This is a genomic window from Actinoplanes sp. URMC 104 (genome assembly GCF_051386375.1).
GTDB lineage: Bacteria > Actinomycetota > Actinomycetes > Mycobacteriales > Micromonosporaceae > Actinoplanes.
In genome coordinates this window covers 118,663-132,374 of sequence record NZ_JBPQTO010000002.1, presented here as the reverse complement: position 1 = coordinate 132,374, position 13,712 = coordinate 118,663, and the positions used below count along the sequence as shown (strand labels likewise).

Genomic DNA, 13,712 nt, shown 5'->3' with positions numbered 1-13,712 from the left:
CCCCGGCCCGTCCGGCCGTCACTGCTCGCTCACCCTCGCTCACCCGGAAGGGGAATACCGCCCATGGAGACCTTCGGCAAGCGCCTCGCGGAGGCCACGCAGAAGCGGGGCCGGCTGTGCGTCGGCATCGATCCGCACGCCGCCCTGCTGTCCCGGTGGGGGCTCCCCGACGACATCTCCGGCCTGGAACGCTTCGCCCGTACGGTGGTCGACGCCCTGGCCGATCGGGTGGCCGTCGTGAAGCCTCAGTCGGCTTTTTTTGAGAGATTTGGGTCACGTGGCATCGGAATTCTTGAGTCAACTATCCGACAGTCCCGCGAGGCCGGCGCGCTGGTCCTGCTGGACGTGAAGCGCGGCGACATCGGCTCGACGATGGCCGCCTACGCGAGCGCCTATCTCGATCCGGCGAGTTCGCTGTGTGCCGACGCGATTACTGTCAGTCCCTACCTCGGTGTGGGCTCGTTGCAGCCGGCGTTCGACCTTGCGCGCGCCAACGGCGGCGGCGTGTTCGTGCTGGGCCTCACGTCCAATCCGGAGGGACCGACCGTCCAGCATGCCGTCACCGCCGGCGGCAAGTCCGTCGCGCAGACGGTGATCGATGAGATTTCCCAGCTCAACGAGGGTGCGGAGCCGCTCGGCAGCTTCGGGCTCGTAATCGGAGCGACGATCGGGGACACCGGTCACGATCTGTCTCGGGTGAACGGTCCGCTGCTCGCTCCGGGCCTCGGCGCGCAGGGCGCGACCGCCTCCGACCTGCGATCCGTCTTCGGTGAAAGCCTGCGGACGCTGCTGCCGTCGTACTCACGGGAAGTTCTCGCGGCGGGACCGGGCGTGGCCGAGCTGAGGGCCGCCGCGGAGCGCGTCGCGGCGGAGTGTGAGGCCGCTCTCGGGTGAAACGGCCCTGCTTATCAGGGCCCCGGAGCGCCGGGACGGGGGTACCCCCACGTTGCCGAAACCGCCGTTGACCGCTAGTTTTCCCGGCGCCGGGAACCACATGCCCCTTTGGTTCCCTGGCACACCACGTTTCACAGAAGCGCCGGTATTCGCTACCGCCGCGATAGGGACCTGAGGAGAACTGGTGCCGCTCCCGTCACTGAGCCCCGAGCAGCGCGCTGCAGCGCTGGAGAAGGCCGCGGAAGTCCGCAAGGCTCGGGCTGAGCTGAAGGAACAGCTCAAGTCCGGCAAGACCACCCTCGCCGCTGTGCTTGACCGCGCGGAGGAGGACGAGGTCGTCGGCAAGCTGAAGGTTTCGGCCGTGCTTCAGGCGCTGCCGGGCATCGGCAAGATCCGCGCGACCCAGATCATGGAGAAGCTGAAGATCGCCGACAGCCGCCGGCTGCGCGGTCTCGGCGACCAGCAGCGCAAGGCCCTCCTGGGGGAGTTCGCTGCGAACTGACTCATGGGCTCGTGTTGAATGAGCCTGTGAGCATGGATGACGACGCGCGCCCGGCAGCCCGCCTCACCGTCCTCTCCGGCCCTTCCGGGGTCGGCAAGGACAGCGTGATCGAGCTGATCCGGGCGCGCTCGCCTTGGATCAAGTTGTCCGTGTCGGCGACGACCCGGAAGAAACGCGACTACGAGACCGAAGGCGAGCACTACCACTTCGTGAACCGGCAGCAGTTCCAGCGGCTGATCGACGGCGGTCAGCTGCTCGAGTGGGCCGAGTTCGCCGGAAACCTCTATGGCACGCCCCGGGCGCAGGTCGAGGGCTGGCTCGCCGCCGGTCAGCCGGTTCTGCTCAAGATCGACCTGCAGGGCGCCCGTCAGGTGCGCGCGTCGATGCCCGACGCCCAGCTGGTGTTCCTGGCCCCGCCCAGCGTCGAGGAGCTGCGCCGCCGGCTGGTCGGCCGCGGCACCGACGACGAGGAGACGATCCGCCGCCGGCTCGCCCACGCCGACGAGGAGATGGCCGCCGAGAAGGAATTCGACCGGACGGTGGTCAACGACTTCGTCGAGCGTGCCGCGGACGAGCTGGTAGGATTGCTCGGTTCGTCATTTCTGACGCCAGCGCAAGCCCCAGAGCATTAAGGATTTGAATACTGTGGGAACCGTAGCGAACCCCGAAGGCATCACCAACCCGCCGATCGACGAGCTGCTCGACAAGACCTCGTCGAAGTACTCGCTGGTGATCTTCGCGGCTAAGCGCGCCCGCCAGGTCAACGCCTACTACAGCCAGCTGGGTGAGGGTCTCCTGGAGTACGTCGGCCCGCTGGTCGAGACCACCCCGCAGGAGAAGCCGCTGTCGATCGCCATGCGTGAGATCAACGCCGGGCTGCTCACCGCGGAGGCCACGGACAACCCCTGATCTCGTTGTTCCTGCGATCCCGCGTTCCCGATCACCTCGGGGGCGCGGGATTTTTCGTGCGTCCCGTTGTCCACAGGGGTCGGGGCTCGGGCCGCGGGAGGCGGCGGCGCGGACTAGCGTTGACCTCGGTTGCTCGCACGGGCGGGCGCGGAGCGTACGGGGGTCTGCGGTGACTGAGGTGGTCCTCGGGGTCGGTGGGGGGATCGCGGCCTACAAGGCCTGCGAGCTCCTGCGGCTGTTCACCGAGTCGGGGCACGCGGTGCGCGTGGTGCCGACCGCGTCGGCGCTGAAGTTCGTCGGTGCGCCGACGTGGGCGGCGCTGTCGGGGCGGCCGGTGGCCACCGACGTGTGGGACGACGCGCACGAGGTGCCGCACGTGCGCATCGGCCGGGCGGCGGAGCTCGTCGTGGTGGCGCCCGCGACGGCCGACCTGCTGGCCAAGGCGGCGCACGGCATCGCCGACGACCTGCTGACCAACACGCTGCTCACGGCGACCTGCCCGGTGGTGTACGCGCCGGCCATGCACACCGAGATGTGGGAGAACCCGGCAACGCAGGCCAACGTCGCGACGCTGCGGGCCCGGGGGGCCGTGGTGATCGAGCCCGCGGTGGGGCGGCTGACGGGCAAGGACACCGGCAAGGGGCGGCTGCCCGATCCGGTGGAGATCTTCGAGCTGGCCCGGCGCGTACAGCGAAGGGGCTTGTCGCTCGACCTGGCGGGCCGGCACGTGGTGGTCACCGCCGGCGGCACGCGGGAGCCGCTCGATCCGGTGCGGTTCCTGGGCAACCGGTCGTCGGGCAAGCAGGGGTACGCGCTGGCACGGGCCGCGGCTGCCCGGGGCGCGCGAACGACGCTGATCGCGGCGAACGTGACGCTGGCGGACCCGGCAGGTGTGGACATCGTCCGGGTGGGAACTACCGAGGAGCTGCGCGCGGCGACGGTGAAGGCCGCGGGCGATGCGGACGTCGTCGTGATGGCCGCGGCGCCCGCCGACTTCCGCCCCGCTGCCGTCGCGGTGGAGAAAATCAAAAAGACAGACAGCGGTACGCCGGATCCGATCGTGCTGGTGACGAACCCGGACATCGCCGCCGAAGTGGGCGCGTCGAAGCGGCCCGGGCAGGTTCTGGTGGCGTTCGCGGCGGAGACGCACGACGCCCTGGAGCACGCTCGAGCAAAGCTGATCAAGAAACGTGCCGACCTTATCGTCGTTAACGAAGTAGGGGTCGACCGCGTTTTCGGCGCAGACCACAATGAGGTCACGCTGCTCGGGGCCGACGGCGTCACGGCGAGCTACGCCCAACTCCCCAAAGACGATGTGGCCGATATGATTTTCGACCACGTCGTTGCGCTCCTGGAACGCCAGGTCGCAGACGATGGGACGGCGTAGCACCCAGGCGCCTCCGGTCCGGCGCGATGACTACACTTCCGCGTTACGCTGTATTCGACAATTCTGAGGAGCACCGTGGCACGCCGCCTGTTCACCTCCGAGTCGGTCACGGAAGGCCACCCGGACAAGATCGCTGACCAGATCAGCGACGGCATTCTCGACGCCCTGCTGGCGCAGGACCCCCGCAGCCGTGTCGCGGTGGAAACGTTGATCACGACCGGCCAGGTGCACGTCGCGGGTGAGGTCACCACCCAGGCGTACGCCGACATCCCGAGCATCGTGCGCGACACGATCCTGCGGATCGGCTACGACTCGTCGAAGAAGGGCTTCGACGGCGCGTCCTGCGGCGTCAGCGTCTCCATCGGCTCGCAGTCGCCCGACATCGCGCAGGGCGTCGACAGCGCGCTCGAGCTGCGCGAGGGCGACAGCGAGCACGTGCTCGACGCCCAGGGCGCCGGCGACCAGGGCATGATGTTCGGCTTCGCCTGCTCGGAGACGCCCGAGCTGATGCCGCTGCCGATCGCGCTCGCGCACCGCCTCGCGCGCCGGCTCTCGGTCGCGCGCAAGGACGGCACGATCCCCTACCTGCGCCCCGACGGCAAGACCCAGGTCACGATCGAGTACGACGGCCTCAAGCCCGTACGCCTCGACACGGTTGTCGTCTCGTCGCAGCACGCGGCCGACATCTCGCTCGAGTCGCTGCTCACGCCCGACATCCGCGAGCACGTGATCGCGCCCGAGCTGGAGGGACTGGGGCTCGAGACCGAGGGCTACCGCCTGCTGGTCAACCCCACCGGCCGTTTCGAGATCGGCGGCCCCATGGGCGACGCCGGCCTCACCGGTCGCAAGATCATCGTGGACACGTACGGCGGCTACGCGCGGCACGGCGGCGGCGCGTTCTCCGGCAAGGACCCGTCCAAGGTGGACCGTTCCGCGGCGTACGCGATGCGCTGGGTCGCCAAGAACGTCGTGGCCGCGGGCCTGGCCGAGCGCTGCGAGACCCAGGTCGCGTACGCGATCGGCAAGGCGCACCCGGTGTCGCTGTTCGTCGAGACGTTCGGCACCGAGAACGTTCCGGTCGAGCGCATCGAGAAGGCCATCGGCGAGGTGTTCGACCTGCGCCCGGCCGCGATCATCCGCGACCTCGACCTGCTGCGCCCGATCTACCAGCAGACCGCTGCCTACGGGCACTTCGGCCGGGACATCCCGGAGCTGCTCTGGGAGAGCACCGAGCGCGCCCAGGACCTCAAGAACGCCGCCGCCTGACGGAGGCATCCTCGCCGAACCGGCGCTCCCGCGACGTGCGGGAGCGCCGGTTCTGTGTTCCGGCGGCGTCCGGTAGGGTCCCCGCGCATGGGAAATGATCTTGACCGCGGCCTGGTCACGCGGTGGGGAGCCGCGGGTGCGGCCGACGTGGAGCGGATCGAGGCGGGAGACTGGCGGGAGTGGCCGTCGGGGCTGCGCCTGTTCGACGACCGGCTCGCGGCGGTGCGGGTGGCGCGCGAGAAGCTCGTCCCCGAGGAGGGCGCCGGGCACGTGCTGCGCGTGCAGACCCGTGACGGCGAACCGGTCGGCGTGATCGTCGAGGAGGCGGACTACCGGGGGCCGGTGCCCGAGCCGGAGTTCGCGGACGGCCCGGAGCTGCCCGAGGCGTGGCGCCGGTATCTGCGGTCCCCGTCGTGGCTGCGCCGGGGGTGGCTGCCGTCGGGCAAATACATCTGGCTGTACCCGCCGGCGCAGGCGCGGCAGATCCTGCGCATCTGGGAGACCGAAGGCACGCACCCGGGGATCGCGCTGATCGGCGGCGACGGCGGCCTGGAGAACTTCGTGGTAGACCTGCGGCAGGACCCCGCGCCGGTGCTGATGGTCAGCAACGCGAGCGAAGGCTGGGACGACGCGGTCGTGCAGGCCCCGGACGTGGCGACCTTCGTCGCGCGGGTCGAGGACGGGACCTTCGACCTGATCTGGCGCTGACCCGTCAGAACAGCGCCGACGGGTCGACCTCGATGCGGACGGCCAGCGGCGCCTTCTTGGCGCTGCGCACGGCGGCGGCCTCGTGCAGGGCCCGGGCCAGCGCGGCGGCCCGGCCGCGGGGCACCCGCAGCAGCATGCGTTCCTGATCCTCGTCGGCGGGCACCGGGCCCAGCAGCTCCGTGTCGTCGGGAAGCCGCGCGACGCCGAGGAAGTCGGCCACCGCCTCGGCCTTGCCGGTGAGGCTGGCCATGCGCGAGGCGGGCGGGAAGGCGAGCTCGCGGCGCTCGGTCAGCTCGCGCAGCGCGAACCAGGCGGGGTCCCAGCGGATCAGCGCCTGCACGGGGGCCAGCGAGCCGTCGGCGACCACGACGACCTTGCCGCCCTGCGCCGCGGGCCTCGCCAGCGCGGCCGCGTTGAGCCAGCGGCGCATGGTCTCCTCCGCGGCGCGCAGGTCGGAGCGGGTCAGCAGCGCCCACGTGTCGAGCAGCAGGACGGCGCCGTAGCCGCCGTCGGCCACCGGCTCGGCGCCGGGGGTGGCGACCACGACGGTGGCCTCGGGCGGGACCGTGGTGAGGATCTCGTCGCGGCCCGACGTGCGGACCGGGGCGCCGGGAAAGGCACGGCCCAGCTCCTCGGCGGTGCGGCGCGCTCCGGTCACCGAGGCGCGCAGGCGGCGGCCGCCGCAAGCGGGGCAGGAGTACGCGGCGGCGGCGCGGCCGCACCAGTGACAGGTGGGGACGTCGCGGGCGCCCTGCAGGCCCAGCGGTCCCGCGCACTGCGGGCAGCGAGCGGGCGTACGGCACTCGGCGCACGCGATCGACGGCAGGTAGCCGCGGCGGGGCACCTGCACGAGCACGGGCGCGTCGGCCTGCAACGCCTGGCGGGCGGTCTGCCAGGCGAGGCTGGGCAGGCGGGCGGTGGCGGCGCCGGGGTCGCGCGCGAGCTGGGGGTCGTCGCCGGTGGGGGCGATCGCGGGGGCGTGCGCGCGCAGCACGTCGCGGGACGCGCCGATCTCACGCGCCCAGCCCGTCTCGAGCAGCAGCTGGGCCTCGCCGGTGCGGGCGAAGCCGGCCACGAGCGCGGCGCAGCCGGCGAGCTGGGCGCGCGTCAGCAGCACCTCGCGGGCGTGCGGGTAGGGCGCGCGGGGCTCGGCGTGCAGGTCGTCGCCGTCGTCCCAGATCACGACCAGGCCGAGCTCGGCGACGGGCGCCCACATCGCGGCGCGGGTGCCGGCCACGACGGGCACCTGGTGGCGGCTGGCGGCCAGAAACCGCCGGTAGCGCTCGGCCGGCCCGAGGGCGGCGTTGAGCGCGACGTGCCTGCCGGGGCCGAGCACCTCGGCGAGCGCGCGGTCCACCCGGTCGAGGTCCCGGGCGTCGGCGACCACGATCACGACGCCGCGGCCGCCTCGCACAGTGGCTTCGGCTGCCTCGGCGATGCGGGCCGCCCAGTCCTCACCCGGCAGCGCGCCCCACACCGCCCGGGCGTTGCGGCCATCGCTCAGCGCGCGGAGAAAGGCGGACCCGGCCACGTACTTGCTCCAGCCGCCGGACCGAGCCGGAGCGGTGGAGGGCGGCCCGTCGTCGGCCGCGGGGGGAGTGGGGTCTGAGGGGGCGGCCTCGGCGACGTCGGAGGGAGTGGGATCTGAGGGGGCGGCCTCGGCGACGTCGGAGGGAGTGGGGTCTGAGGGGGCGGCCTCGGCGACGTCGGAGGCGGTGACGGGCACGGCGGGCGCGGCGAGGTCGGGAGCAAGTGTGAGCTTGGAGGGCTGGGACTCGGCTCGGGCGTGGCGCGGCGGGACGGCCAGCCGGAGCACGTCGCAGAGGTTGCCGGCGTAGCGGTCGGCGACGGCGCGCGCCACGCGGGCGATCTCAGGGTCGAGCACCTGCTCCGGGGAGACGACCTTGTCGAGGTACGCGAGCTTGCCGTGCTCCGACGACTCGACGCGCTCGAGCAGATAGCCGCCCACGAGCTGACCGGCGAAACGGACCTTGATGCGTACGCCCGGACGGGCCGCGTCGTCGTCGTCGGACGAGACCAGGTAGTCGAACGGGCGGTCGAGGTGCGGCAGCGGCACGTCGACGCACACGCGTGCCACGGGCAGCCGTTCCGCCGGCTGCCGCTCGCTGTGTCCGCTCTTCGTCACCATCGCCGAACATTCTGCCCGGCCCCACCGACAATTCCGCCGCTCCGGCCGACGAGCGATCTCCGGTGGCTCGCCGTGCACCCCGCCCGCCCAGCGATGACGATCACGGGTGGGCCTCCGCCCGCCCATCGAAAACGATCACGGGTGGGCCACCGCCTCCCCCGCCCGCCCAGGGAAGGGAGTCGGGGGGAGCCTACGGCTTGTCAAGCGGAACGACCCCCGTTGTCCACAGGACCCGCGGACGCGGGACGACGGCGACCGTGGTCACATCCGGGCACTCCGTAGACTGGTCAGGTGCCGAGCCGAGATGTCAGGAGCCTGCCCGCGTGACCGTCCAGTCCATCCGTCTGTTCGGCGATCCGGTGCTCCGGACGCCGGCCGATCCCGTCGTCGACTTCGACAAGGAACTGCGCACCCTGGTCAAGGACCTGACCGACAGCATGCTCGACGAGGGCGGCGCCGGGCTGGCCGCCCCGCAGATCGGCGTCGGCCTGCGCGTCTTCACGTTCGATGTGGACGACGTGGTGGGCCACATCGTCAACCCGGTGCTGTCGTTCCCCGACGACGAGGAGCAGGACGGGCCGGAGGGCTGCCTGTCGATCCCGGGCATCTACATCGACACCAAGCGCCGGCAGAACGTGGTGGCGGCCGGCTTCAACCAGCACGGCGACCCGATCCAGATCGTCGGCACCGGGCTGATGGCGCGCTGCGTGCAGCATGAGACCGACCACCTCGACGGCGTGCTGTTCCTCGACCGGCTCGACGCCGCCGCGCGCAAGGACGCCATGAAGCAGATCCGCGCCGCCGACTGGTACGACGCGGGCAAGCCGCCCACGATCAAGGAGAGCCCGCACGGCCGCGGCCTCTTCGGGCTGGGGCGGTGAGCGGCATGCGCCTGGTCTTCGCCGGTACGCCGGCCGTCGCCCTGCCCGCCCTCGACGCGATCGCCGCCTCGGGGCACGAGCTGCTCGCCGTGGTCACCCGCCCCGACGCCCCGGCCGGCAGGGGGCGCCGCCTGGTACGTTCGCCTGCCGCCGCGTGGGCCGACGAGCGGGGCATTGAGGTGCTCACGCCCGAGCGGCCGCGCGAGCCCGAGTTCCAGGAGCGTCTGCGCGCGCTCGCCCCCGACTGCGTGCCCGTGGTGGCGTACGGCGCTCTGGTGCCCCCGAGTGCCCTGGAGATCCCGAAGCACGGCTGGGTCAACCTGCACTTCTCGCTGCTGCCCGCGTGGCGCGGCGCCGCCCCGGTGCAGCACGCCGTGCTGCACGGCGACGAGGTGACCGGCGCCAGCGTGTTCGAGCTCGAGGCCGGGCTCGACACCGGCCCGGTCTACGGCACCCTCACCGAGGACATCCGCCCCACCGACACGTCCGGCGACCTGCTCGAGCGCCTCGCCTCCGAGGGCGCCGGCCTGCTGGTGGCGGTGCTCGACGCGATCGAGGCCGGCACGGCGCGGGCGCACCCGCAGCCGGCCGACGGCGTCTCGCTCGCGCCGAAGCTGACGGTCGACGACGCGCGCATCCGCTGGGGCGACCCGGCGTTCGCGGTCGACCGGCGCATCCGGGCGTGCACGCCCGCGCCGGGCGCGTGGACGACGCTGCGCGACGAGCGGCTCAAGCTGGGCCCGGTGCGGCCGGTGGCGAACGGTCCCGAGCTCGCGCCGGGCGACCTGCTGGTCGAGCGGTCGCAGGTGCTGGCCGGCACGGCCACCACGCCGGTGGCGCTGGGCGAGGTGCGGGCCGCGGGCAAGAAGCCGATGGCCGCCACGGACTGGGCTCGTGGCCTGCGGATCCAACCGGGGGAGAAGCTCCAGTGACCGAGCACAGGGCCGATCGGCCGCACGGTTCGGGGCGTCCGCGGCGGCCCGGCGGTCCCGGGTACGAGCGGGACTCCCGCACCGGACGGGCCCCGCGTGGCGGGCGCCCGCCGTCCGACCCGGCGCGGCAGGCTGCGTACGAGGCGATCGCGGCGGTGCACCGCGACGACGCGTACGCCAACCTGGTGCTGCCCGAGATCCTGCGGGGCATGGCGCTCGACGGGCGCGACGCCGCGTTCGCGACCGAGCTGACGTACGGCACCCTGCGCGCGCTGGGCACCCTCGACCTGATCGTGGCCGACGCCGCCGGGCGCGACGTGGCGCGCATCGACCCGCCGGCCCGCGACGCGTTGCGGCTCGGCGCCTACCAGCTGCTGCACACCCGCGTGCCCGCGCACGCCGCGGTCAACCAGACCGTCGACCTGGTGCGCTCGGTCGCGCCGGGCGCGGCCGGCTTCGCGAACGCGGTGCTGCGCACGATCGCCGAGACGCCGCTGGAGAAGTGGCTCGACCGGCTGGCGCCCGACTACGACACCGACCCGGTCGGCAACCTCTCGGTGCACCACAACCACCCGGCGTGGATCATCCGGGCGTTCGCCGAGTCGCTCGGCGGCGACCTGGCCGAGACCGCGCGGCTGCTCATCGAGGACAACCAGCCGCCGGTGGTGCACCTGTGCGCGCGCCCGGGGCGTGCCGACGCTGTCGAGCTCGCCGACGAGGTGGGCGGCGTGCCGGGTGCGTTCTCGCCGTACGCGGTGTATCTCAACGGCGGCTCCCCGCGCGAGCTGGCCGCGATCCGCCAGGGGCGCGCGCACGTGCAGGACGAGGGCTCGCAGCTGGTCGCCGCGGCGCTGCTGGCCGCGCCGGTCGAGGGCCGCGACACCCGATGGCTCGACCTGTGCGCCGGCCCGGGCGGCAAGACCGGCCTGATCGGCTCGATCGCGCAGGCCCGCGGCGCCGAGGTGACCGCCGTGGAGGTGGCCGAGCACCGCGCCCGGCTGGTCGAGCAGGCCACCGAGGGCATGCCGGTGACGGTGCTGCCGATGGACGGGCGGTCCGTGGGCCGCGACCCCGACCTGCCCGAGGAGGCGTTCGACCGGGTGCTGGTCGACGCGCCGTGCACCGGGCTGGGCTCGCTGCGGCGGCGTCCCGAGTCGCGCTGGCGGCGCCGGCCGGACGACCTCCCCGCGCTGACGAAGCTGCAGCGTGAGCTGCTCGTGGCGGCGTTGCGGGCGGTGCGGCCGGGCGGCGTGGTGGCGTACGTGACCTGCTCGCCGCACATGGTGGAGACGCAGGTGACCGTGACCGAGGGCTCGCGGCGCAGCGGGGTCGAGGTCGACTTCGTGGACGCCCGGCCGCTGCTGCCGCCGGGCATGCCGGGGCTGGGGTCGGGCCCGACGGTGCAGCTCTGGCCGCACCGGCACGGCACCGACGCCATGTTCCTGGCCGTGCTGCGCCGGACGAGCTAGTCGGCGTACTGGATCTTCAGCTTGCGGGTGCCGGCGTTGCGGTAGGAGCCGGTCATCTGCTCGCCGTCGAGCCACAGGAAGCAGCGGACCCCGCGTTCGCCGAGCTTCCACGACCCGGGGTCGGGCGGGATGCTGAGCCAGCCCGCCCGGCTCGCGATCGTGTCGTCGTCCGGGATGCCGGCGAACCGGGCGATCGCCGCCTGGCAGCCCGGCCCGACGTCGTCGGCGGTCAGGCCGGCCACCGACGAGGGGCCGCCGTCGATCTCGAAGATGCCGGCGAACTCGGCCGTGTGCCGTCCCGCGCAGGGCACGGGGTGCATGCCGGTGATCCGCTCGCCGTCGAGGTCCGGGTCGGCGCACGTCAGCCGCAGCGGGCCGGCGCCCGCGAGCGCGCCCCTCAGCGAGGCGGAGCGGCGCACCGGCTCGCCGCGGACCGGTGAGATCTCGGCGAGGTCGCAGCGGTACCAGCGGGCGCCGCCCAGCCGGGCGTCCCTGCTCGGCAGCACGGGGACGAGGGCCAGCCGGCCGGTGCGCCAGTCGCCGCCGAGGAACGCGGCGACCCGTCGCGAGCACTCCCGATGGACGCGGGCGGGGTCGAGGACCGGCAGGTCGGCGACCACAGCTGTCTCGGCCAGGTGCGGCTCGGTGCAGGGGACCGGCGCGTACTCGTCGATCGACCCGGTGGCGGCCGGGTCGCGTTGGCAGCCGGGCGCCGGCCGGAACGGGGTCGCCGCCGGCGGGGCCGGCCAGCCGTCGGTGAGGTCGCCGTCGACGCCGGCGGGCAGGTCGGAGCAGCCCGTGAGGGCCGCCACGAGCGCGCCGGCCACCAGGGGCACCCACCGTCGCATGGCGCGTCACTCTATCGGTTGTCCACAGGTGGGAAGAGCCCTCGCCGCGGAGGCCATAGACTTCCTCCCGTGGAACCATCGCCGATCATCGCCCCCAGCATCCTGGCCGCCGACTTCGCCCGCCTCGCCGACGAGGTGCGCGCGATCGAGGGTGCGGCCGACTGGGTGCACGTCGACGTCATGGACAACCACTTCGTGCCCAACCTGACGATCGGGCTGCCGGTCGTGCAGAGCCTGCGCAAGGCGACGAGCCTCCCGTTCGACGTGCACCTGATGATCACCGACCCGGAGCGCTGGGCGCCCGGCTACGCCGAGGCCGGCGCCTACAACGTCACGTTCCACGCCGAGGCCACCGACGACCCGGTCGCGCTGGCCAAGACGTTGCGCGCGGCGGGGGCCAAGGCGGGCCTCGCGATCGACCGCGACACGTCGGTCGATGCCTATCTCGATCTGCTGCCCCACGTCGACACGCTGCTGATCATGACGATCAAGGCCGGGTTCGGCGGGCAGAAATTCCTGCCCGAGACGCTCGACAAGGTGCGCGCGGTCCGCCGCCGCATCGACGCCGACGGTCTGGAGGTGCGGCTCGAGGTTGACGGCGGCATCGCGGCCGACACGATCGAGCAGGCGGCCGAGGCCGGCGCCGACGCGTTCGTCGCGGGCACGGCGGTCTACGGGGCGCAGGACCCGGCCGAGGCCATCCGCAAGCTGCGTGAGCTGGTGGGAGGAGCAGGATGAGCACCGGGGTCGCCGATCCCCCGCACGAGGACCTCGGAGGAGAGCCCGAGGACCGTCCCGACCTGATCCTGGTGGTCGACGACGACCAGGACATCGCGAGCTTCGTCGAGTTCAACCTCAAGGTGCACGGGTTCGACGTGATCCGCGCCCGCGACGGGCAGGACGCGCTCGAGGTCATGCAGGACAAGCGGCCCGACCTGGCCGTGGTCGACTGGATGATGCCGCGCATGGACGGGGTCGAGCTGACCCGGCGGCTGCGCGCCGAGCCGCTGACCTCCGCGCTCCCGGTGATCATGCTGACCGCCAAGAGCATGACCGTCGACAAGGTGGTGGGCCTGACCGCCGGGGTCGACGACTACCTGGTCAAGCCGTTCGACACCGCCGAGCTGATCGCCCGGGTGTCCTCGACGCTGCGGCGCAACAAGGAGTTCCGCGAGGTCTCGCCGCTGACCGGCCTGCCCGGCAACGCGCGGGTGCGGCGCGAGATCGCCGACCGGATGAAGGCCGGCGGCGACTACTCGGTGGGCTACATCGACATCGACCGGTTCAAGAGCGTCAACGACGTGTACGGGTTCGACCGCGGCGACGAGTTCATCGGCGCGCTGGCCAGCAGCCTGCACCGCGCGGTGACCACGGTCGGCCCGCCGTCGATCTTCCTGGGCCACATCGGCGGCGACGACTTCGTCTTCATCTGCCACCCCGACCAGGTGCTGCCGCTGACCAAGCGCACGGTCACCGACTTCGAGCAGGCCGCCGACCAGCTCTACGACGCCCGCGACGCCGAGCGCGGCTACATCGAGGTGCCCGACCGGCGCGGCAACAAGAACCGCGCCGCGCTGGTGACCCTGTCGATCGGCGTGGCGCAGGCGACGGCCGACGGGCGCCGCTTCACCGACCCGCGCGTGGTGATCGCCGTGGCCTCCGAGATGAAGAAGGTCGCGAAGTCGCAGCCCGGGTCCTACGTGGCGATCGACCGCCGGCGCGCCGACGGCGACGAGGGCTGACGGCGGCGCGCGGTGTGACATGACT

14 protein-coding genes are annotated in these 13,712 nt (G+C 72.9%); 12 read left to right on the top strand and 2 right to left on the bottom strand.

Translation table 11 applies throughout. The features are described 5' to 3' along the window. The first annotated feature begins 63 nt into the window (after positions 1-63). The 7 genes from pyrF to ACSNN8_RS01510 all read left to right on the top strand — a co-directional run bounded on the left by pyrF (position 64) and on the right by ACSNN8_RS01510 (position 5,666). Entirely contained in the window at positions 64-894 is an 831-nt protein-coding gene (gene pyrF, locus ACSNN8_RS01540; RefSeq protein WP_436646388.1) for an orotidine-5'-phosphate decarboxylase, read from the top strand. Between the two features lie 184 nt (positions 895-1,078). Further along, on the top strand, positions 1,079-1,396 hold the full coding sequence (gene mihF, locus ACSNN8_RS01535) for an integration host factor, actinobacterial type (protein WP_020517554.1): 318 nt from the start codon (positions 1,079-1,081) through the stop codon (positions 1,394-1,396). 32 nt (positions 1,397-1,428) lie between these two features. After that, on the top strand, positions 1,429-2,028 hold the full coding sequence (gene gmk / locus ACSNN8_RS01530; protein ID WP_436646387.1) for a guanylate kinase: 600 nt from the start codon (positions 1,429-1,431) through the stop codon (positions 2,026-2,028). A 13-nt stretch (positions 2,029-2,041) separates the two neighbouring features. Beyond that, positions 2,042-2,305, top strand: coding sequence for a DNA-directed RNA polymerase subunit omega (rpoZ, locus tag ACSNN8_RS01525; protein ID WP_020517552.1), 264 nt, complete (start codon positions 2,042-2,044; stop codon positions 2,303-2,305). Between the two features lie 169 nt (positions 2,306-2,474). After that, the gene (gene coaBC / locus ACSNN8_RS01520) at positions 2,475-3,692 is read left to right on the top strand and encodes a bifunctional phosphopantothenoylcysteine decarboxylase/phosphopantothenate--cysteine ligase CoaBC (RefSeq protein ID WP_436646385.1); all 1,218 of its coding nucleotides are present in this window, start codon (positions 2,475-2,477) and stop codon (positions 3,690-3,692) included. A 75-nt stretch (positions 3,693-3,767) separates the two neighbouring features. Further along, positions 3,768-4,958 carry a methionine adenosyltransferase gene (metK, locus tag ACSNN8_RS01515; RefSeq protein WP_436646384.1) on the top strand — a complete coding sequence of 397 codons (1,191 nt, stop codon included), beginning with the start codon at positions 3,768-3,770 and terminating at the stop codon, positions 4,956-4,958. An 87-nt stretch (positions 4,959-5,045) separates the two neighbouring features. Then, positions 5,046-5,666: a hypothetical protein gene (locus ACSNN8_RS01510; protein ID WP_436646383.1), complete on the top strand. Its 621-nt coding sequence runs from the start codon at positions 5,046-5,048 to the stop codon at positions 5,664-5,666. 4 nt (positions 5,667-5,670) lie between these two features. On the opposite strand, the gene ACSNN8_RS01505 is transcribed toward ACSNN8_RS01510, so the two are convergent. Then, positions 5,671-7,815, bottom strand: coding sequence for a primosomal protein N' (locus tag ACSNN8_RS01505; protein ID WP_436646382.1), 2,145 nt, complete (start codon positions 7,813-7,815; stop codon positions 5,671-5,673). 323 nt (positions 7,816-8,138) lie between these two features. Here ACSNN8_RS01505 and def point away from each other — a divergent pair, with 323 nt between their 5' ends. The 3 genes from def to ACSNN8_RS01490 are packed head-to-tail and all read left to right on the top strand — an operon-like array spanning position 8,139 to position 11,097. Further along, positions 8,139-8,696 (top strand): peptide deformylase, encoded by a 558-nt coding sequence (gene def, locus ACSNN8_RS01500; protein WP_436646381.1) that lies wholly within the window; start codon positions 8,139-8,141, stop codon positions 8,694-8,696. Between the two features lie 5 nt (positions 8,697-8,701). Beyond that, positions 8,702-9,628, top strand: a complete 927-nt coding sequence (fmt, locus tag ACSNN8_RS01495; protein ID WP_436649362.1) for a methionyl-tRNA formyltransferase — start codon at positions 8,702-8,704, stop codon at positions 9,626-9,628. Next, positions 9,625-11,097 carry an RsmB/NOP family class I SAM-dependent RNA methyltransferase gene (locus ACSNN8_RS01490; RefSeq protein WP_436646379.1) on the top strand — a complete coding sequence of 491 codons (1,473 nt, stop codon included), beginning with the start codon at positions 9,625-9,627 and terminating at the stop codon, positions 11,095-11,097. The genes fmt and ACSNN8_RS01490 overlap by 4 nt, the downstream gene beginning before the upstream one ends. On the opposite strand, the gene ACSNN8_RS01485 is transcribed toward ACSNN8_RS01490, so the two are convergent. Further along, on the bottom strand, positions 11,094-11,945 hold the full coding sequence (locus ACSNN8_RS01485) for a septum formation family protein (RefSeq protein WP_436646378.1): 852 nt from the start codon (positions 11,943-11,945) through the stop codon (positions 11,094-11,096). The two genes, ACSNN8_RS01490 and ACSNN8_RS01485, sit on opposite strands and share 4 nt — an antisense overlap. Before the next feature lie 69 nt (positions 11,946-12,014). Between ACSNN8_RS01485 and rpe the strand changes: the two genes are divergently transcribed. Together rpe and ACSNN8_RS01475 are read left to right on the top strand one after the other, a co-directional pair. Continuing rightward, complete coding sequence (gene rpe, locus ACSNN8_RS01480; RefSeq protein ID WP_436646377.1) at positions 12,015-12,683, top strand: ribulose-phosphate 3-epimerase; 669 nt, start codon at positions 12,015-12,017, stop codon at positions 12,681-12,683. Beyond that, positions 12,680-13,687 carry a GGDEF domain-containing response regulator gene (locus ACSNN8_RS01475; RefSeq protein ID WP_436646375.1) on the top strand — a complete coding sequence of 336 codons (1,008 nt, stop codon included), beginning with the start codon at positions 12,680-12,682 and terminating at the stop codon, positions 13,685-13,687. The genes rpe and ACSNN8_RS01475 overlap by 4 nt, the downstream gene beginning before the upstream one ends. The last annotated feature ends 25 nt before the right edge of the window (positions 13,688-13,712 follow it).

Excerpts from the sequence above, each read along its gene's own strand:
- pyrF (WP_436646388.1), top strand. The coding sequence starts at position 64 with ATGGAGACCTTCGGCAAGCGCCTCGCGGAGGCCACGCAGAAGCGGGGC.
- gmk (WP_436646387.1), top strand. The coding sequence starts at position 1,429 with ATGGATGACGACGCGCGCCCGGCAGCCCGCCTCACCGTCCTCTCCGGC.
- ACSNN8_RS01510 (WP_436646383.1), top strand. The coding sequence starts at position 5,046 with ATGGGAAATGATCTTGACCGCGGCCTGGTCACGCGGTGGGGAGCCGCG.
- ACSNN8_RS01505 (WP_436646382.1), bottom strand. The coding sequence starts at position 7,815 with ATGGTGACGAAGAGCGGACACAGCGAGCGGCAGCCGGCGGAACGGCTG.
- fmt (WP_436649362.1), top strand. The coding sequence starts at position 8,702 with ATGCGCCTGGTCTTCGCCGGTACGCCGGCCGTCGCCCTGCCCGCCCTC.
- ACSNN8_RS01485 (WP_436646378.1), bottom strand. The coding sequence starts at position 11,945 with ATGCGACGGTGGGTGCCCCTGGTGGCCGGCGCGCTCGTGGCGGCCCTC.
- ACSNN8_RS01475 (WP_436646375.1), top strand. The coding sequence starts at position 12,680 with ATGAGCACCGGGGTCGCCGATCCCCCGCACGAGGACCTCGGAGGAGAG.